This window comes from Priestia sp. YIM B13491 (genome assembly GCF_042787605.1).
GTDB lineage: Bacteria > Bacillota > Bacilli > Bacillales > Bacillaceae_H > Priestia > Priestia megaterium_E.
This window is the reverse complement of the sequence record NZ_JBHZOR010000013.1, coordinates 25,927-44,892: the sequence shown is the minus strand read 5'-3', so window position 1 is coordinate 44,892 and position 18,966 is coordinate 25,927. Positions and strand designations below refer to the sequence as shown.

16 protein-coding genes are annotated in these 18,966 nt (G+C 32.1%); 7 read left to right on the top strand and 9 right to left on the bottom strand.

Annotated features, from left to right (window positions below; genetic code table 11):
* Window positions 1–22 precede the first annotated feature (22 nt).
* The 3 genes from ACFX4E_RS25320 to ACFX4E_RS25310 all read right to left on the bottom strand — a co-directional run bounded on the left by ACFX4E_RS25320 (window position 23) and on the right by ACFX4E_RS25310 (window position 2,301).
* Window positions 23–1,090, bottom strand: coding sequence for a collagen-like protein (locus ACFX4E_RS25320; RefSeq protein ID WP_377579993.1), 1,068 nt, complete (start codon window positions 1,088–1,090; stop codon window positions 23–25).
* A 5-nt stretch (window positions 1,091–1,095) separates the two neighbouring features.
* Window positions 1,096–1,296 (bottom strand): hypothetical protein, encoded by a 201-nt coding sequence (locus ACFX4E_RS25315; protein ID WP_377259868.1) that lies wholly within the window; start codon window positions 1,294–1,296, stop codon window positions 1,096–1,098.
* A 699-nt stretch (window positions 1,297–1,995) separates the two neighbouring features.
* Window positions 1,996–2,301 (bottom strand): S-Ena type endospore appendage, encoded by a 306-nt coding sequence (locus ACFX4E_RS25310; RefSeq protein ID WP_377580004.1) that lies wholly within the window; start codon window positions 2,299–2,301, stop codon window positions 1,996–1,998.
* Window positions 2,302–2,510: 209 nt separating this feature from the next.
* On the opposite strand from ACFX4E_RS25310, the gene ACFX4E_RS25305 reads away from it, so the two are divergent.
* Window positions 2,511–2,924, top strand: coding sequence for an S-Ena type endospore appendage (locus ACFX4E_RS25305; protein ID WP_377259874.1), 414 nt, complete (start codon window positions 2,511–2,513; stop codon window positions 2,922–2,924).
* A gap of 152 nt (window positions 2,925–3,076) precedes the next feature.
* Here the strand turns inward: ACFX4E_RS25305 and ACFX4E_RS25300 are convergent, their stop codons facing one another.
* Window positions 3,077–3,403 carry an S-Ena type endospore appendage gene (locus ACFX4E_RS25300; protein ID WP_377259877.1) on the bottom strand — a complete coding sequence of 109 codons (327 nt, stop codon included), beginning with the start codon at window positions 3,401–3,403 and terminating at the stop codon, window positions 3,077–3,079.
* A gap of 290 nt (window positions 3,404–3,693) precedes the next feature.
* Here ACFX4E_RS25300 and ACFX4E_RS25295 point away from each other — a divergent pair, with 290 nt between their 5' ends.
* Window positions 3,694–3,999 carry a hypothetical protein gene (locus ACFX4E_RS25295; RefSeq protein ID WP_377259880.1) on the top strand — a complete coding sequence of 102 codons (306 nt, stop codon included), beginning with the start codon at window positions 3,694–3,696 and terminating at the stop codon, window positions 3,997–3,999.
* Window positions 4,000–5,244: 1,245 nt separating this feature from the next.
* Here ACFX4E_RS25295 and ACFX4E_RS25290 read toward each other — a convergent pair.
* Window positions 5,245–5,628 (bottom strand): hypothetical protein, encoded by a 384-nt coding sequence (locus ACFX4E_RS25290; protein WP_377259883.1) that lies wholly within the window; start codon window positions 5,626–5,628, stop codon window positions 5,245–5,247.
* Between the two features lie 878 nt (window positions 5,629–6,506).
* Entirely contained in the window at window positions 6,507–7,400 is an 894-nt protein-coding gene (locus ACFX4E_RS25285) for a transcriptional regulator (RefSeq protein ID WP_377259886.1), read from the bottom strand.
* 985 nt (window positions 7,401–8,385) lie between these two features.
* Here ACFX4E_RS25285 and ACFX4E_RS25280 point away from each other — a divergent pair.
* The 3 genes from ACFX4E_RS25280 (at window position 8,386) to ACFX4E_RS25270 (ending at window position 12,815) form a co-directional block, all read left to right on the top strand.
* Window positions 8,386–9,780: a replication initiation protein gene (locus ACFX4E_RS25280; RefSeq protein ID WP_377259889.1), complete on the top strand. Its 1,395-nt coding sequence runs from the start codon at window positions 8,386–8,388 to the stop codon at window positions 9,778–9,780.
* Window positions 9,781–9,955: 175 nt separating this feature from the next.
* On the top strand, window positions 9,956–10,888 hold the full coding sequence (locus tag ACFX4E_RS25275) for a tyrosine-type recombinase/integrase (RefSeq protein WP_377259893.1): 933 nt from the start codon (window positions 9,956–9,958) through the stop codon (window positions 10,886–10,888).
* A gap of 1,351 nt (window positions 10,889–12,239) precedes the next feature.
* Window positions 12,240–12,815: a MerR family transcriptional regulator gene (locus ACFX4E_RS25270; RefSeq protein ID WP_377259896.1), complete on the top strand. Its 576-nt coding sequence runs from the start codon at window positions 12,240–12,242 to the stop codon at window positions 12,813–12,815.
* Window positions 12,816–13,297: 482 nt separating this feature from the next.
* On the opposite strand, the gene ACFX4E_RS25265 is transcribed toward ACFX4E_RS25270, so the two are convergent.
* Window positions 13,298–14,260: a Gfo/Idh/MocA family protein gene (locus ACFX4E_RS25265; RefSeq protein ID WP_377259899.1), complete on the bottom strand. Its 963-nt coding sequence runs from the start codon at window positions 14,258–14,260 to the stop codon at window positions 13,298–13,300.
* A 159-nt stretch (window positions 14,261–14,419) separates the two neighbouring features.
* On the opposite strand from ACFX4E_RS25265, the gene ACFX4E_RS25260 reads away from it, so the two are divergent.
* Entirely contained in the window at window positions 14,420–15,343 is a 924-nt protein-coding gene (locus tag ACFX4E_RS25260) for a glycosyltransferase (protein WP_306386287.1), read from the top strand.
* A gap of 15 nt (window positions 15,344–15,358) precedes the next feature.
* A complete protein-coding gene (locus ACFX4E_RS25255) occupies window positions 15,359–16,039 on the top strand; it encodes an N-acetyltransferase (protein WP_377259902.1) in 681 nt (226 codons plus the stop codon).
* 488 nt (window positions 16,040–16,527) lie between these two features.
* Here ACFX4E_RS25255 and ACFX4E_RS25250 read toward each other — a convergent pair whose 3' ends face one another.
* Both ACFX4E_RS25250 and wecB read right to left on the bottom strand, forming a co-directional pair.
* The gene (locus ACFX4E_RS25250) at window positions 16,528–17,271 is read right to left on the bottom strand and encodes a DUF6270 domain-containing protein (RefSeq protein ID WP_377259905.1); all 744 of its coding nucleotides are present in this window, start codon (window positions 17,269–17,271) and stop codon (window positions 16,528–16,530) included.
* Window positions 17,272–17,699: 428 nt separating this feature from the next.
* The gene (wecB, locus tag ACFX4E_RS25245; RefSeq protein WP_306386297.1) at window positions 17,700–18,782 is read right to left on the bottom strand and encodes a non-hydrolyzing UDP-N-acetylglucosamine 2-epimerase; all 1,083 of its coding nucleotides are present in this window, start codon (window positions 18,780–18,782) and stop codon (window positions 17,700–17,702) included.
* Window positions 18,783–18,966: the final 184 nt, after the last annotated feature.

Here is an 18,966-nt window from a genome sequence, read left to right as displayed (position 1 = left end):
AGATCTTTAAGAGATATATTTCTTAAATACCAGTACTTAAGAATATAGTATACACTGCAGTTGATGCAGGGGAGGGATTTGCATATAGTGAAATAGCATCCCTAAATGCCACAGGGTTTCCTGCAATATTACTAGTCCATGTAACTGTAGCTGGAGCTGTAACATATGGTGCACCATTTGAAACAAACACGGGTTGTGGTCCTACATCTATAGGACGAATGGCAAATTTAAAAGTTCCGGACGTTGTAGCAGTTACCGTTAATGCAATAGTAGATATAATGTTACCTGCAGCTGGGGCTGCAGCATTGTTAATTACGTTTGAACATAGTGAAAAATTATAAGTTCCAGGCGATAAGTTATTGATATCTAGAGATCCCGAAAATCCTAAAATACTCCCTGCTCCACCTGTTACATAAGGTATGGCTTGGGAATTTGCACCTGGAGACCCAGCTATCCTTTGAAACCCCGTATTAGCTCCAGAAAACAAAATAGCTTTTGTGCTACTGTTACTACCCGTAGCTCCCGTGGCTCCTGTAACTCCCGTGGCTCCCGTGGCTCCCGTGGCTCCCGTAACTCCCGTGGCTCCTGTAACTCCCGTGGCTCCCGTAACTCCCGTGGCTCCTGTAACTCCCGTGGCTCCTGTAGCTCCCGTGGCTCCTGTAACTCCCGTGGCTCCTGTAGCTCCCGTGGCCCCCGTAACTCCAGTGGCTCCCGTGGCTCCCGTAACTCCAGTGACTCCTGTAACTCCCGTGGCTCCTGTAACTCCCGTGGCTCCTGTAACTCCCGTGGCTCCTGTAGCTCCCGTGGCCCCCGTAACTCCAGTGGCTCCCGTGGCTCCCGTAACTCCCGTGGCTCCTGTAACTCCCGTGGCTCCTGTAGCTCCCGTGGCTCCTGTAACTCCCGTGGCTCCTGTAACTCCCGTGGCTCCTGTAGCTCCCGTGGCTCCCGTAACTCCAGTGGCTCCCGTAACTCCCGTGGCTCCTGTAACTCCCGTGGCTCCTGTAGCTCCCGTGGCTCCGGTAGGTCCGGTAGGTCCGGTAGGTCCGGTAGGTTCTTCAAGACGTCCACAAAAACACTTGCACCTTCCCATATAATTCACTCCTCTATAAGAAAGTCTCGAAGTACGGTTTCATGTGTTAAATCAATATAGGTATCTACATTGTTAAGGTTCGTGTGAATCCGCAGAACATCAAAAATACTGATGATTTCAGAAGAAAACATCATTCCATTGGTATTGTATATAATGACTGGAATCGTTCCTTCAAAAGTAACATTTAATACCAAGTAAGTTTCCATGATCCAATCATTCTGAACCCGGATCCCATTAGCAGTTTCCCAGGTTTATTTTCTTTTCGAATCTATATAAATAGTATATGATAGACTATTTATATTGCATAAGTGCCTTTCCTAAATAACCTATAATAGTCATATTGGTAATTTTTCTATATTTAGTTGATAGTACCCTTATTATTATGCAAAAAGGCTTGATGATGTAATTGATACTATAGTCAATAGAATTTATTTTGAACAAAGTAAGGAAATCTTTTTTTATTTATGAAAATTAACAAAATGAAATGATAATATACCATATTGGTCCCTCAATCACATCATATTCATTAACCTATCTTTAGGAAACTCGTCTATAAAATTTTTCATGTAAATAAATAAGTTTAGTAGACTATAAAAGATTCTGTATAATCATAGGAAAAAGGCCTCGAGAATCACTTCTAAGGTCTATTTCTTACTTGAGTATACACTTTGTTTAAGTAACCCCAAGTCGTTAATTCTTTGTAAATAAATACTCTTTCAGTGTCTTCACCCACACACAAGAGTTTTTCCTAGTTTTTAAGAGCTGAGTGCCAGAGGCAGAATGACTTTTCCATACCATGTAGATAAAAAAAGTATCTTTATTTAAATTATAAAGATACCTTTTTCGAGATTTCGTATAAAATTCACAAAATCTATACGATTAGTTTTAAAATGATGAACTTTAAACTATGCGAGAACACGCTTATATAGATTAATGCAATATTTCCCACTAGCTCCAGGAGGTACTGTAATAGCAAAATCAGTAGGTTGATCAACGGATTGAGTGTCAGAATTTCCTGAAGTAGCACTTAAAGCACCTGCTGGCGTAGATGTCATCGTCGCAGTTACTGGTGTAGCTATTGGACTAGAAGCTGAGTTGAAAACCTCAAAGGTTCCAGAAAAATAAGCGCCTGGTGGCGCAGACCATACTGTTGTTGTTGTAGCTGCTCCAGTAGAGTTATTAAAGTTACCACAAATGGTTTCTTGAAACATTTGGGCAGGTGGACAACAACTTCCATTACCATTAGATGAATTACACATTAAATCTTCATCCTTTCACATTAAGATATTTTCTATAGCTTGTGCTACATTATTAAATGTCTATTTGTACACAAAAGTTACAAAAAAGATAAAATTAGGAACTAATTAGATGTTTTAAAATATTTTGTAGTGTTGATACGTTTAAATAGGGGTGAGGACTGATGGGGAAACGTGCTAAAAAAGTATATAAATCAAATTCATTTTCTGTCATTGATATGTGTCCAAGTTCTAACCCTAGATCGAATTTATACGATATTGTCCAAAATAGCCTATCTGGAAATATTTTATTAAATCATTCAATTAAGAACTTGGAGATTTGGAGGGAAGAAATTTGCGGGAAATCTACAGTGACGCTATCTGTATTTAATAGTTCTATAAGTACTTCATTTATCAAAGCTACTATTAACCGATACATTCAGTGCCCTATTGAATTTACTGTACCTCCCGGAAATACACTCTCTGTCACTGCTGAGGATGCCAAATCAATTATGATTTCAAAAGAATGTACAACAAGTATTTTAGAAGGAAAATACTGTTTAGAAATATCCTTTGCTACTTCACCATCTAGAGATTAATAAATTTTTTAATCGCCTTAAATATCCTTTTTTAGCTTTCACATTTTCAAGAGTCATAAACTTTGAAACACAAAAAATACGGTTCTTTCTATGATTTATGGGGAAAGAATAACACTTTTCTTCATATCTAAATTTATAATATGAACTCTAAACTATGCCAAAACACGCTTATACAAGGTGATACAATATTTACCACTATCTCCAGCATCAGCTGTAATAGTAAAATCAGTTGGTCGATCAACAGATTGAGTGTCAGAATTCCCTGGATCAGCACTTAAAGCACCAGCTGGAGTAGATGTCATTGTTGCAGTTACTGTAGTGGGACTGGAAGCTGAGTTGAAAATTTCAAAAGTCCCTGCAAAATAAGCTCCTGCAGGTGCACTCCATACTATTTCAGCTGCTCCAGTTCCATTAAAATTACCACTAATACGTTCTTGAAATATCTGAGCAGGTGGACAACAACTTTCATTGTTACACATTATATATTTCTCCTTTCTAATGAACTTTTTAACTTGTATACAGTTTGCTCTTATTATTAAATGCGCATTAGCGTAATTTGTTATTAATGAAGAATGAAAAAGGGTTCTAGCCCAGAAAAATTATCAAATACGAATACCATTTGACAATTCGAGCAAACTACCAAAGACGCTCTGCAACGTCAGCTAACAATTGATTACCATTCATGAAACAGAAAAAACTATCCTATCACACACCAGGGTAGTTTTTTCTGTTTTTAAGCTGTATATGATATACAAGGGTAGTTAACATAATGAGTGTTACAGGAATAAAAAAGCCGTTAGATACTAAAACGCTAACGGCTTTTTCTCATATGAATCAAAAATGGGCTGAAGGAACTAATATAGAAATTTTTCAATTATCCTCATGTTCTAATACCCATGTTACCTTTAACTTGCAACCTTTTTGGTATCAAGATGCTCTTATTTCAAAAAGATTTTCAACAGTAAACTTGTTCCCATTACATATTACGATAGTTAATGTTAATCATTTTAATGAAAATGGGCTAGATATTAAGACAAACAAACAAACAAAGTGGACGAGCTATGAATATTTATAGAATGCAGTATATTATTTTTAAATGTGAGGTGAAAAAGCATAGCTAAAAAACAAGCACCACGTTGTTGTCCTCAATTTAATATCATACGTAATTTTTATCTACAAGCATCAGCAGCAGGTTTTCAACAGATAAGTTTCGAACTTGATCTAATTGATCCAGCAACAGGAGCGAATTTAAAGCTTTTTGTGGATGATTTTAGTTGGTTCATTGATGGGCGTGGAAGACGTGATGAAGGATGTATCATTCTTACTAATATTGGTTCTCCATTAGGTGTTTCAGACTCAAGTGTTGATTGTGATACACTCAATGCTTATTATGTGGACGGAAGCCTTCAGATGGGTCCTATCTAAGAGTATTATTTAATATAACTAGCTAGTTTACATAATACTTCTTTCCGGAACACACCATATTTATCGTTTATACATAATTTTATACATCGTTGATTTACCAACGCTTTCATCCCTTTTCAAATAATAGTTCTTGTATGAAAAGCAGCCTTTCTATGCATATACTTCTTATGCCTCCCCCACTCGCTCGTTAAATATAAGAAGGAGTAGAAAATAAAAAAGTTATTGATAGCTACATAATTACTAACGTAATTTATGATATCTACCAATAACAATCTTAAAAATTGCATCCCACTTGAGCTTATTTTTAAAGAATCTTTGTAGTTGCCTATATAACAGGCATAAAAAGAAAATATTATATGCTACATATATGAATACAAAGCATAATACCCCTTGAAAGTGTCATTTTTTAATAAAGTTTGTCTTAAGTATTAGAAATATCACAACATATATCGTCCATGATACTTTATATAAGTCGTTAAGGATTTATTGAATAACATGGAAGAAACGTTTGATTTTTGTAGAATGCTGCGTCTCTGATTCTTAATTATGCTCTCTTCTTTGAACAAAATATCTTGCATTTCCGTGATGGAATGGTCATCAAGTGCAAGAGCAAAAACGTCTTGTTCAGACGATGTCAGTTGTTTTTAAAAAAGTTTTCTTTAAGCATCTGACATTCTTCTTCAACACGTTTAAGGCGATCTACTTCTTGAACTAAATCAGAAGGCACGCTCAAAATACGTTCAATACCCATTAACAATTTTTCCGTTTAATCCATCATAAGACCCTCCTATTTTTTGAGGAAAACCCATGTAACTTTATACCAAAAAATCAAAAGAAAAGCTCTCTTAGGATGTAGAGAGCTTTTTTAAATAGCTGAAATATAAGCAAAACAACTTTAAGTTGTTCCTAATTGCCTTAAGGCAATTTTTTTATTTCTAACGATTAATTCTGGCCCTTGATTGTTTAATCTATTTATATTTGTAATTCTCATTTTTCTTAATTGCTGTCTTTGTTGTGTAAATGTCTCACTACGAGTAGACTCTTGAATAGCATCAAAGATGCCTGATATCGTTTTTATCGTGTGTTCTTTAGTTTTTATTTCTTCTTCTATACTTTGAACTACCTTTTCTTCATTTTGCTGAATTTTATGCTTTAAATTTCTCACACGATCATAATTATTGCTGACATTCAGGAACTGTGATTCAATTTGATCATGACGATCACAGTTAATATTGCCTTTCTCCTCGATACCGTTTACAGCATATCCTAAATAAATCATTGAAAGTGTTTCGAATACACGCTTTTCATAAAAAAGGTATGTGATACGTTCATTGTTTTAAGATTGGTCTAGAGCTTTATTTGCATAGTTAGACCATTGTTCTAGAATAGATCAGCAACCTTCTCTATTCTTAACTTAACCTCGATTGTTTTCTTTGACAATTACAAAATCCGCCTTATAACCACGATTCTCTCTACCAAATCCATCTTGACTATGGGTTACAAAATGTCATTAAACTGGATTGAAGATTAAGTAGAATCTGTTTAGTGAACGTCCCCTTTAACCTTCTTGATGCTTCGGCCTGGAAGTATATATTGAACAGAATAACACTAACTAATAGTTGTTACTTTTTTGCAAACTTTTTATTCATATTTATAGAGTTAAATGATGTTATTATTACTAGATTGATTCACACCTTTTTTAGGAAACAACAATTTAGTATGGCCCCTATTTAAAAATATTTCTTAGTATTTTACAGCGAAATTTTACTGTTCAAGTTTTAAGTGTATGCATACAGAAAAGAATATAAATTTCTAGTTTCTACTCTATACTTTAAAATTTCTTTGAATAGAGTAACTATATTAAATAAATATGGGCGGCCATGCAATTTAAAATTTTAAAAGTTCTGATCATGGCTTTATTATTTAAAACCAGTATGGCCGCCTTTTTAGTCTTCACCCTCAAAAGATAGAATTATCTAGCTTTTTTTCTAGAAATATTGATGAAGAAGATATCAAAAAAACAACCGCCTTTGATAAAAGTAAAGAAAACTAAATAACTAGTTGGCTGCCATTATGCTATACAATACTGACAAATACGAACCCATATCATAACTTGTCCTTCTCTATATACTCAAACTAAATAAAGAATAATCACATCTACACTTCTAAAAAATTATAAAATAATGGATTATCTGAGATTCGTTGCACTTCTCTTCTACGTTCAACACTAAATAAACCTCGAAGTGTTCCAAAAAAATAAGCTTCAAAAGTACCCTTGATTCGTTTTCTCTTATAAGCAAAAACAGTCTCCTTAAATGCTTGAACAGCAATGAAAACCAAATCCTCTAAGGGTTGCTCAAGATGACTTATTTTATAAGATAAACGTACCTTTCCCCATAATTTATAAATATCATCTGCATAAGAAAAAAAAGGTTTTACAGTATTTTTAAAAGAAGTTGGAATAAAAGATGGTGCATAATCAGATGAAAGCTTAACCTTTACATTATTACGTATGTATTTATTAAAATCTTTTAAAGATAAATTATAGGTAGAACATTTTTTTGTCTCTTTACTCTTACTCCCCCAATCGTTTTGCTCATTTTCTGCGTCAACATCTGCGTCAACATCAGGCTCTAAATTAAGCTGTAAATAATTAACCCAATGATCAAAATAGGGATGATTGACAAATAAATGTACCGGATTCCCCTTCCCATTGTTATGTGGACAGCGACGATAAACAGTAACAATTTGTCCTTGTTTTCGTAGTTCTCTTAAATGACGATCGATTGTTCCTTTTGACTTTTCATATGTCTGACCCAAATATGTACTACCAGGAAAGCAAAAACCTTTTTCTGCAGCAAACCAACAAAGTCGGTCCAAAGCTTTTCTAGTTCCTTCGTGGAGACGATAAAACTTCTCTCCGTAAAGGTTGATAATTTCTTTAAGTAATTTTCGTTTCATTGATTGATGTTGAGAACGGTTTTCTGTGAAACTCTGATAATTTTTCATATAATCAAATTCTTCTGTCGTAATCATACGCGTAGTAGACATTAGTCTATCCTCTCCTTTTCAGGAACAAAAAAAGACATCGCATCCCAAAAAACAGGAAAACGATGTCGGATTTTTTGACAGACTACGCCCTTGAAATAAATCTAATTATCCTATAAAATAAAGGCGTAATTAAATTTATGTATTAGGACTTCGACAGGTGTTTTCCCTAGTTGGTTTAGGGTTAACGGTGTAAGGGTGTTGGCGCACCACTTGCACACGTTGGAGTCTTTTTATATTCCGCACTGTTTTGGTGACTCTATTATACCGTCTATTAATCTTATAATTCAATAAGAATTCGTGATCTTCTTATAAAACTCTGTACTTTGCTTATGATTAGAAGTTAGTTCATTTGGATATACTGCTAATATTCTAAAAACCTCACTACAAATGTATCCCTTTACTCAATTGTTAATCTTGAAAGTTATAAAGTAAATAAACAACTACTCTCTTATGTTGTTTTACTGTTTTATATATTGTTTTATATATTTGTTTTATTGTTTTACTGTTTTAGGCAGTCTATAGATACTGGTATTACAACGTTTATAAAGCTAAACTATCACTAATTTTGCGCGAACTATCACTAATTTTGCGCGAACTATCACTAATTTTGCGTGAAACTATCACTAATTTTGCGTGAAACTATCACTAATTTTGCGCGAACTATCACTAATTTTGCGTGAAAAATGTAATTACGGCTTAACTATCACTAATTTTGCGTGGACAATATAGATGCGCTTAAAGTATCACCAATTTTGCGTTAAAAATACAGACATGCTTCAACTATCACCAATTTTGCGCATTAAAATGAAGATGGAGTTTAATAAATCAAGAATTTTAAGGTTTCTAAAGTTAAAAATCCTCATGAAGTATCACTAATTTTGCGTGATAGTTAAATTACAAGGACAGGTTAATCTTTAACATGTAATTTACACAGTATCACTTTTATGATATTTTAGTGATAGTTTAGAAAAATATGGGGGATTTTATGAAGAAAACGACTGTCATTCAACCATATGATCTGGAAAGTATAAATATAAAAAATTGGGTAACCAAATCAAACATCCTCATTGAGAGTACATATAAATTGTCTTTACAAGAGCAAAGAATTCTTTTAATCATGGCATCTAAAGTACAACCTAATGATGAAACGTTAAAGACATATAGATTTCGAGCTAAAGACTTTATTGAAATCGTAGGTAATAAGAAAGGCACAGGCTTTTACTCTTACTTAAAAGAAATCGTGAATGGCCTTCAAACAAAAATTCTTACCATAAAAGAAAAAGGCAGACAAAGAAATTACAATTGGGTAATTACGTCTATCTATGAAGAAAACGAAGGGTACATAACATTACAATTTCATCCTAGCTTAAAGTATTTATTTTTAGAACTTAAAGAAAAATTCACTTCGTATCAATTGGAGAATGTAGTGAGACTGAATTCGGTTTATTCAATTCGTATTTATGAGCTGCTTAAGCAATATGAGCGTCTGCGAAAAAGGGAGCTAACTCTTGAAGAATTACGTCATTTTTTAGCTATTGAACCTACTAAGTATAAACAGTATGGTCATTTTAAGAGCAAAGTATTAGCAGTGGCTCAAAAGGAAATTAATAATAAAACAGATATTTACTTTGAATTCGTTGAAATAAAAACAGGTAGAAAAGTAACATCCATAGAATTTATTATTACTAGTTCGCCTGCATTGAACGGTGTTAACGCTGTTAAAGAGAAAGAGCCCGAATCAAATCAGCTACCATTAGAGTTAACAGGCAACGAAAAGGAAAATAGGTTGCAGCATGATTTGGTGGGCTTAGGAGTTAAGCCGGAAAAAGTTGAGTGGGTTTTATCAGAATTTACGAAAGAGCAGGTAGAACGAAATATCAAATACACGCAAGATCGTTTGATTATGGGAGATATCACTCATCCGCATTCTTACGTAATAAAGTCCATTCAAAAAGACTATGCGAAAGCATCACAAGAATCGAAGGTAGCGAAGCCTAAAAAGTCTATCAGAAAAGAATTGGTTCCAGATTTCATAAGAGAAATTGAAGATAAAGATCGAGTTTTAGAAAATCCAACATTAAAGGAAAGGCAGGAATTATTCTTTAAGGAAGAGAGAACCCAAAAGGATTTTGAAGAAATACTTATTCGGATTCAAGAATTAAAAAAGACGTTAGTTTTAAATTCAAAAGAACCAACCAAAGAAGAAGTAGAAAAAGCCCACGAATTAGCAATGCAAGAAGTAATTCAAAATATGAAAAAAGACTTAGAAAAGCGTGAACAAGCAGGACTTAAGCCAAGAGCAATAAATGACTTCAAAAATAAACAATTAAGAGAGATCTACCAAACCTTCTTGAGCAATCAAGTTTCAAATGAGAGTTAAATATAAAACCACGCCATTGAATGACGTGGTTTTTATATTTTTAAGCGTAAGATATTTTTGATCAGAGGGTAAATTTAATATACAATACTTAATATAAGATCCATCTTAAGGGCCGTCTTTTATTTTTATTTACACTAATAGTATATTAAATTTACCTAGATAGGAGGTAGTTTGTGTGGATATTCCCTTGATAGTTCAACGTCTTCTCGTTCATTTGCAGGAATCAGGCAAAAAACATTCTACAATCTCTATGTACAAACATGACTTAAATGCTTTTTTTGGCTGGTTACATCAACAGCATCCCCATATGGAGCCAGAAACTTTGCCAGAAGGACGGGAATGCTATGAAGAATACTTTACCTACTTAAAAGAAAAAAACTTATCAGAAGCCAATTTAAGGCGTGTAACTTCACATCTAAATGGCTTGTTAAGGTTTTACGACCTAATTCATCAAATTGGAGTGCTCAAAGCTACAACAAAAAAACAGAGAGAGCTAACTGACAATGATTTTATAAGTAAAAACGATGCATGCCTACTTTTGGAATCTGTGATAAGTCATAAGAATCTAACAGATACACAATTAAAAATACACGAGCATATAGCTTCTCGTAACCAATCAATATTAATTCTAATGCTTCATTACGGTCTTACAATCAATGAAGTAGTATCTTTAAATATAAAGGATATTAATTTTAGTCAAAATGCATTAACTATTACAACTGACAAAGGAAAACGTATCTTGGATCTTTCTAGTGAGGATAAAAAAATAATATACAATTATTTTTCAGCTATCCCCTCACTATTTAAGCCGAAAGATTATACAGATGACCCTTTATTTCTCTCTTTTCACCCTCAAAAGATGGTTTATTGGTACGATTACAACTTAAATAAACCTAGAAGGATAAGTCTAATTGGTGTAAAGCGTATGATTGAAAAAGAAGTTCAACGCTCAGGTTTACAAGCTAAAGTAAGATCTACGCAGTTTCGAAACAGTTGTATACTAAACAAGCTTCTTGAAGGCTATTCTAATGAGCAGATTATTTATTACTTTGGTTTGTCCAGCCGCCATGCTTTGTATCGATATAAAAGATATTTAAAGTCATCATAAAACATATCATTTCTTTTTCACGATTTAAAAAGCAACATATTGTTGCTTTTTAAATAACTTTTTATCGTTAAGGCTTTTCTGCTAATCTATCGCCATAATCCTTATCACCACCACTTCAACCCATTAGATTGATTCATACGTAAAAATCCTCTAGCTTTAGAATTCTTTTTCTCCATTCTAAACATCCGTTAAGTTTTTGAGTTGTTCACAAGTTCAACTAATTAATCATTTAAAATCCCACTATAAAAGGGTTTTTGTTGTTTAGTTAAACTTAATATTTTCTCACTATTATTTATCCATACAATCAAATAACAAGTTGAACTTAAATTTAACTTAAAAATCAAAGAGAATCGCCGTCATTTGGATCACTCACCATATTGCTGTACGTGTATTTAGTGATATTCGCATACAGCTAGTCGAGATAAAGGATAAATTACAATGAAAAGTAGGGCGGAATTTTAGAAAACGAACTAAATATTCTAGAATAAAAACGAATGAAAAAACCTCGACTTAAGTCTTGTGAAAGTATGTTCTAGAATTGGGTTAAACCTTTTATTATCAATGCTTCTATCCGTTCTAGTTTTTTTAAAAAAAGAATGTGAGACTAGAAAAAACAATTGAAATAATAAAAAGAAGTAGAAGTCCAATAATTTAATTATCGCAATTTAAAGTAGTTTTTTATAAAATTGTCCTGCCTAACTGATTCAATTATATAAGGGCAAACTTATAGATTATCTAAAAAAATATAATTTTTCATTGCACAGATCTTTAATAATTTTAAATTACAATAATAAGTAACCTAAATAGTAATGAAAAAACAATAAAGGTGGGTTTGTGTGGAAACCCATTTAAAAATTATAAACAAAGCCGATAATAAACCTCGAACTAAAGCTAGTATAACTACATTCTAGAATTGCTTATAACCCTTATATCAAAGCATTTAAGTACTCCAGAATTTATTTTACAGTGACCAAGTACGATGATTAACCTCCATATTTCAAAAAACTCTTTAGCTGTTTATTTGAAGATTTCTAACATAATAAATTCAACTCATTCCCCCAAGGAATTTATAGTTAGTTAATGAAATTCCAAATTAGCTAAGAAATCTGTTCTTGAAACCTCAGCAATTTTCTCTAGAATTAAAAATGGACTAAGATTATCAAAATGATTTAAAATAATTAATAGATTTCTAAAAAAAGAGGAATATCTTGAAATTTTCTAGAAGTTAATCAATTGCATAATCCTCAAACAAAACCTAGTGAAAGTACATTCTAGAATCCTCATGAACCCTTGTGTAATAAAGGGTTTCATCAATCTAGATTTTCGATAAAGAAAGGAGAACTCTAGAAAAATGCCTAAAAATACAGATGAAGGAATTGTCTATACTCTAAAAGATACTGTGAAACTAACTGGTTTAAGTATTGATTTGATCCGTTTATATGAAAAAGAGTTTAACCTCCAGATTCAGCGAACAGAAGGCGGCCATCGTCGATATACCAAAAACAATATCGATTTATTAATTGAAATAAAGAAACGAATTCAAGAGCAAAACTGGAGTTATAAGATGGTTAACCAGTGGCTTCAAGGAGAAGTTATAACGGAAGCTGTAGATATACAGTCAAATCTTGAAAAAAAAATAGATTCTCTTGAAAACAAAGTTCAAGAATTGCTTGATCGATCTGAAAAAGATGAGCAATTTCAACTTGCTCTTATTCAACGTTTAGATGAACAAGGAACACTGATAAAGCAACTTACAGACAAACTAGATTCTCAGGATAAATATATTGAAAATAATCTAGAAAAAAGAGACGAAAAATTGACTAGTGCCTTAAGAGAAATTAATGATACAAAAAAGCTCATAGCGGCCGCTCAAGAAAATCTAGAGCAAAAACCAAAAGGATTCTGGAATAAGCTTTTTGGAAAGTGAAGAAACTACTAAAATCATGATTTTTTTACCGCAAATTTATATATTACCTTTTATGTAGATATATACTTCTATAAAAGTAGAACTGTAATACAGCAGTTCTACTTTTAAACTTTTTATTTTCTGTACTACCACTATTTATAGCAACTAGTTGGTGTTTCACCTTCAACCCTTATTTCTAAACGTAATTTGAGACCTTAATACTACTCGTACACTCTTTTTAAATTGATAGCATTTGTGTACTGTGTATCTAAAACTTGTAGGTTTCACACCTAGTATTAAATAAAAATTCAATCAGAATTTATTAGTCATTTAATTTCCGAAAGAATTCTGGCTGATAATATTATTTAATAAATTCACACCCAAAAATCTCTCTTCTGAAACTGCTAATCTGGAATAACAAGGGTAAATATCGTATTAATAACTTTTTTAGTACACCCAATTCTAATACTCTTAACGCCAAGTAAAGTTACTTTAAATAATGCTTAATTCTTACTTTGGTTGGATTGATTGTTCATAAATTCACTTACCTTGTTACACATAGTTAATGCCTTGAGACCATCTTTTCCAGTCACTAAAGGAGCAGTGTCATTTTTTACACAATTAATAAAATCAATTAATTGCAATTTTAGTGGTTCATTATACGGGAATTCAATACTTTCTATTATGCCATGTGGTGTATAGTTTTTCCCAGGCTTTATATAACATTCTGGTGATCGTTTTATTTCGATTTTTTTATTTAACAAATCCCCTTTTATTAATCCTTTTTCTGTTACTATATTAATCGTTCGAATTTTTTCCGCAGATTTAAAACTTGCTGTAAGTTGAGCTATAATTCCATTGCTAAATTTAGTACCTACTATTGCGTGTTTATTTGTATTATCTATTATTTTTCCCATAGCGTAAAAATCAATAATTTCATCATTTAGTAATTCATTCAGAATATACATGTCATGAATCATTAAATCATGAATAACGTCTATTTTTAAAACTCTTGGATCATAAGGATTCATTCGATGTACATCTATAGCTATAACTTGCTCATTAATCAATATATTTTTAAGCACATTAATCATAGGGTTATATAGTTCAATATGCCCCACTTGTATCTTTACCCCTGCTTCATTTGCTTTCTTAATTAATATTTTTGCTTCAGCAACAGTTTTTGTGATTGGTTTTTCCATCAACATATGGACCTTATGTTGAATACATGCTAGACCGATCTCATAGTGATATTCTGTAGGGACTGCAATACTTACAGCATCCACTACTTGAAGCAATTCAATTATTGATTCAAACTGCTTTATCTGGTATTTATTCGCAACTTCAAGCCCTCTGTTTTTATTACTGTCATAAACTCCAACAAGTTGACAATAACCTGATAAAGAAGTATAGGTGCGCACATGGTTTTCTCCCATACTCCCTGTACCAATTACTCCAACTTTCATTCTAAATCACTCACTCTCCATAGATTGCTCATATATCCTATGCTTGCTTTACAAAAAGGATTGGACTATTACAGCCAAAAAAAATCAAATTGAATTTATACTAGTTCCTAAAGATGTAATCTATAACTTAAAAAGCTAAAATAGGGAGGGAATGTAAACTTGATAAACCTATTATTTATCTCAGAGGATACATCAGATTTAGTGGATAAAAATTTATATTTTTTAGAAAGAGAGCTTGCAAAATTAACGAATTTAACGATATGGAGGAAATCAGGAAGAATAGATAAGATATTAAATACCATTCCTACCATACCTGACTTTATTCTGTTAGCAAATGATATTGGATTTCGAATGTCTCCAGTTGTAAAAGGGCTTTTTTCTATAAATATTCCTACAGGATTACTTGTGAATGATATTCATAGATTTACAGAACCACGCAGGCATTACATAAAAAAGAATAATATTCAATATATTTTTTCAATTGTTCGAGATAAATTTTATGAAAGTTATCCTGAATTCAGGAATAAAATGGAATGGATTCCCCATTCCATTAATACAGAAATATATATAGACCATGGACTTAAAAAAGATATTACCTTGTTAATGATAGGAGCCGTTAATGATGTTTATCCGTTAAGACAAAAAATATTCAATTTTTACAAAACAGAGCCAAAATTCGTTTACCATCAACATCCAGGTTACGAAAAAATCAATAAGGCCAAAAAAGAATCTTTTTACATAGGTGAAAAATATGCAAAAGAGATTAACAGAGCTAAAATATTTTTCACCTGTCCCTCTATCTTTTACTATCCAGTTATGAAGTATTACGAAGTGCTTGCTTGCAGAACCCTTTTATTAGCTCCTACTTTTAAAGAACTAGAAGACCTAGGTTTCATTCCTGGAACTCACTTTGTTTCCATTAATGAATCTAACTTTAAAGAAAAGGCGGATTACTATTTAAATAATGATTTAGAAAGAAAAAAAATTACAGATCAAGGATACAAATTTGTTCATCAAAATCATTCGATTCAAGTTCGAGCCCAGCAATTAGTTCAACAAATCAAAAAAAAAATTTCACCATAAAAAAGGGGGAGTTTGGTGGCTAACATACCTAAAAATACGAGAGTGGGAAAACATGCCGTGATTGAAGAAGGAGTCAAAATTGGTGAGAATGTAATAATTGGTCATAATACAGTAATTCTAAAGGGTACTCAAATAGGGAATAACGTGGAAATTGGTTCTAATTGTGTTTTAGGAATTCAACCCGGTAGCAATAAAAGAATGCGAAAAATTAGTCAAAATTATAATCAACTGATTATAAAGAACAACACAAAAATTGGAAATGTTGTATCTATTTATTTAGGCACATTGATTTCTGAGAATGTGTTTATTGGAGACCATGCAAGTATTAGAGAAAATGTTTCAGTTGAGGAAGGAACAGTAATTGGCAGAGCAGCCATTGTAGAATTGAATAGTAGGATTGGTAAAAACTGTACAATACAAACGCTCGTATATATTACCGGTGATACTATAATTGAAGATAATGTTTTCATAGGCCCTTGTGTGTCAATGTCAAATGATAAATATATGGGAGCACGAGAATACACTTTAATCGGACCATATATTAAACAGGAAGCAAAGATAGGTAATAATGCTTCTCTTTTGCCAGGTATAACAATAGGGAAAAGAACTATCGTTGGATCAGGTGCTGTCGTAACTAAAGACATTGGTGATGATGAAGTATTTGCTGGAGTTCCTGCACGAAGGATGAAAAGTTAGAATTGAAGGTGTAGATACCTGGTTTTAATGCAGAAAAATTAGAGACATAAAGGTCACAAAAATTATTCACTTATAATGTCATTCAAAAAAAATCATGTATGAATAAAGCTTTATTTCGGGCAGAATTTAGTGTAATATAACTCTGCCCCTTTCAAATTATATAAATGATTTTTAGTACTATTTAAAATTTAATTATGTTGAAGCTCTAGCCTTATTATAAATAAGCATTCTAGACCGTTTATTATCTCACTATATAATATTATTTAGACATTCAATACTTCTTGATTTCCATGTTGTTTTTGCCTCTTTTAAGACAATAAGAGAAACAGAATCCTCATCAACTGTAATTACATAAAATTTTAAAACCAAAGAATGCTATAAAGTTTTCTTTAAGAAACTCTTTGGAAGTAATATTTCTAATAAGTAGTAAAAGATTTATAATATAAGGTTTTCAAAAAATCCCCCCTATGAAAAGAGAATTATACTTTCTACAGTTTATTTTGCATCCATATATCTTTTATTTTATTTTTACATTTTAAATAATGTCTTTGTTCATAATGAAATGGACTTAGGCCCCATTTGTGATTTTTATCAGCTATAAAATCCATCAAGGGGTAATCAATAAAGTGAATTTTAGGTACTTGACTTTCAATGACAGAATAATACCTTTTGAGGATGTTATTATTATTTTTAATTATTTGTAACTTTTCATCTGGAAAATCATAAATTTTGTTTCCATCCCTATATTTGTAGGACCAAAACACTTTATTTAGAATAATTTTTTCTGGTGGAATATACTCTAAAAGCTTACTAAAAAAGAGGACACAGCTTTTTTCCCATAGTTCATGGGTTTTTTCAGATTTTCTCATCACCAGATCAAACGAGTATCTTTCACTTTGTTCAAATTTCGAATTAACTAATTCACCTGATCGAGTAACATACCGGTTGTTATATTTCAACAAATCTAACCTCTCGTCAATTAAGTCTATAATCAACAAATCAAACGAATACTGTTGAATTTGTTTTAAAAAAACCTTTTGAAAATCATATAAAATCATTTTCTTCTGAAAAGCGGAGGATAAATTGAGATCACTTTCATCAATCGGTAAATCTTCAGACATAAGACTAATGAGTGAAGATCTAGCAAAGTAATCAACAACCTTAAATTCCTCAGGAAAAAAGCTAAAGGTATCCCTTGTTACACAGCTACCAAAAATCAAAACATCAATCACCTTAATCACCTCACCCTCTCTATCCTTATAATTTATTGTATGTTTAGGCTATAAAAAGGTATGGATTTCTATAATAAAATAAATTAGTACTCCTAATATCACGTTATAGATTCAAAGAGCATGTATACTGACATTTAAAAAAGTAAAAGTTTGAAGTTTTTATTAAGAAGAAAATTTAGTTTTATTAAATAAATTATATTAAGTTGAATATGTAAAAGTTTATATTTCCCAACATAATCTTTTTTAAGCCAATCAATTTATTAGTTTGAAGATTTCTTAAAAATAAATAAAAAATTTTAAAAATACTTACTCGGTTTTATAGAAAGAAATGAAGTGATTCCATAATCACTTCATTTCTTTCTAATTAACATAATAAAAGGTTGTTAATATCACGCTATGATAATCTTCACACTGAAAAAACTAATAGCTTAATTATTCCCAGTTAAGTTAGTAAGAATTTTACATATTTTTTCTGAAGTATGCCCATCTCCAAAAATTGAAATTCTATCTTTTGGAATCTGTATGGTTTCTACCGCTTTTAAGATACGCTCCATATTAGCTCCAGTTATTTTGTTCCAACCTCCTAAAACAGTTTCTACCCATTCAGTCTCATCGCGTAATGTAATACAGGGTACACCTAACATATACGCTTCTTTTTGTACACCTCCAGAGTCAGTTAGAATCACTTTTGCTTGACTTTCAACAGCCAACATATCGAAATAGTCAAGAGGATCTATCATTTTAATATTAGAGGATAAAAACAAATTATCTAGGTTCCATTGTTTGATTCTATTTTTAGTCCGTGGGTGTATAGGAAAGAGAACAATGCCATTTATTTGTCGTAATGCTTCAAGTAATGACTTTAACCTTTGAGGGTCATCTGTATTTTCGGCCCGGTGTATAGTAACAAGGGAATAGGTTTTAGGGGGAAGATTTAAATTAGAAAGAATAACAGATTGTTGTAAGGCAATATTCTTATAATAGAGAATAGCATCATACATAATATCCCCAGTGTTGTATACTCCTTTTTTTATACCTTCACTTTCGAGATTTTTCACTGCTGTCTCAGATGGACAAAATAACCAAGTAGAAAGATGATCAGTTAATATACGATTAATTTCTTCAGGCATTTTTTTATTATGGCTACGTAAACCAGCTTCTACATGCGCAATAGGAATATGAAGTTTTGATGCTGCCAAACTACCGGCAAGAGTTGAATTCGTATCTCCGTATACCAATACAATATCTGGTTTTTCTGATATCATCACATTTTCGATTTCTATTAACATTTTGGCTGTTTGTTTCCCATGAGTATCTGATCCAATTCCCAGAAAATAATCTGGCTTCGGAAGTTTAAGTTGTTTAAAAAAAATGCTGGACATATTCTCATCGTAGTGTTGACCTGTGTGTACAATAATTTCTTTAACATTTGGATTCAGGCTAAAGGTCTTAGATAACATGCAGGCCTTTATAAATTGTGGCCTTGCTCCAATAATAGTTAAAATTTTAATCATTACTATATCTCCTTTTTTTACAACACAGTAGCTTTCTCTAATTAAGCTATATTATTTCTCATTTTATCTCACAGTCCATAATACAAACGCTATAGTTAAGTTCCATGATTTCTTTAATAATTTTCTTAGTTCTTCATAGGGACATTTTTAAATCTTTAAAATATTATAAAAGGATAGAATA

What these genes read in the sequence shown, in the direction of transcription:
- ACFX4E_RS25285 (WP_377259886.1), bottom strand. Translation starts at nt 7,400, where the DNA reads ATGTCTACTACGCGTATGATTACGACAGAAGAATTTGATTATATGAAA.
- ACFX4E_RS25320 (WP_377579993.1), bottom strand. Translation starts at nt 1,090, where the DNA reads ATGGGAAGGTGCAAGTGTTTTTGTGGACGTCTTGAAGAACCTACCGGA.
- ACFX4E_RS25305 (WP_377259874.1), top strand. Translation starts at nt 2,511, where the DNA reads ATGGGGAAACGTGCTAAAAAAGTATATAAATCAAATTCATTTTCTGTC.
- ACFX4E_RS25270 (WP_377259896.1), top strand. Translation starts at nt 12,240, where the DNA reads ATGCCTAAAAATACAGATGAAGGAATTGTCTATACTCTAAAAGATACT.
- ACFX4E_RS25310 (WP_377580004.1), bottom strand. Translation starts at nt 2,301, where the DNA reads ATGTTTCAAGAAACCATTTGTGGTAACTTTAATAACTCTACTGGAGCA.
- ACFX4E_RS25280 (WP_377259889.1), top strand. Translation starts at nt 8,386, where the DNA reads ATGAAGAAAACGACTGTCATTCAACCATATGATCTGGAAAGTATAAAT.
- ACFX4E_RS25265 (WP_377259899.1), bottom strand. Translation starts at nt 14,260, where the DNA reads ATGAAAGTTGGAGTAATTGGTACAGGGAGTATGGGAGAAAACCATGTG.
- ACFX4E_RS25295 (WP_377259880.1), top strand. Translation starts at nt 3,694, where the DNA reads ATGAGTGTTACAGGAATAAAAAAGCCGTTAGATACTAAAACGCTAACG.
- ACFX4E_RS25300 (WP_377259877.1), bottom strand. Translation starts at nt 3,403, where the DNA reads ATGTGTAACAATGAAAGTTGTTGTCCACCTGCTCAGATATTTCAAGAA.
- ACFX4E_RS25290 (WP_377259883.1), bottom strand. Translation starts at nt 5,628, where the DNA reads ATGATTTATTTAGGATATGCTGTAAACGGTATCGAGGAGAAAGGCAAT.
- ACFX4E_RS25315 (WP_377259868.1), bottom strand. Translation starts at nt 1,296, where the DNA reads ATGGAAACTTACTTGGTATTAAATGTTACTTTTGAAGGAACGATTCCA.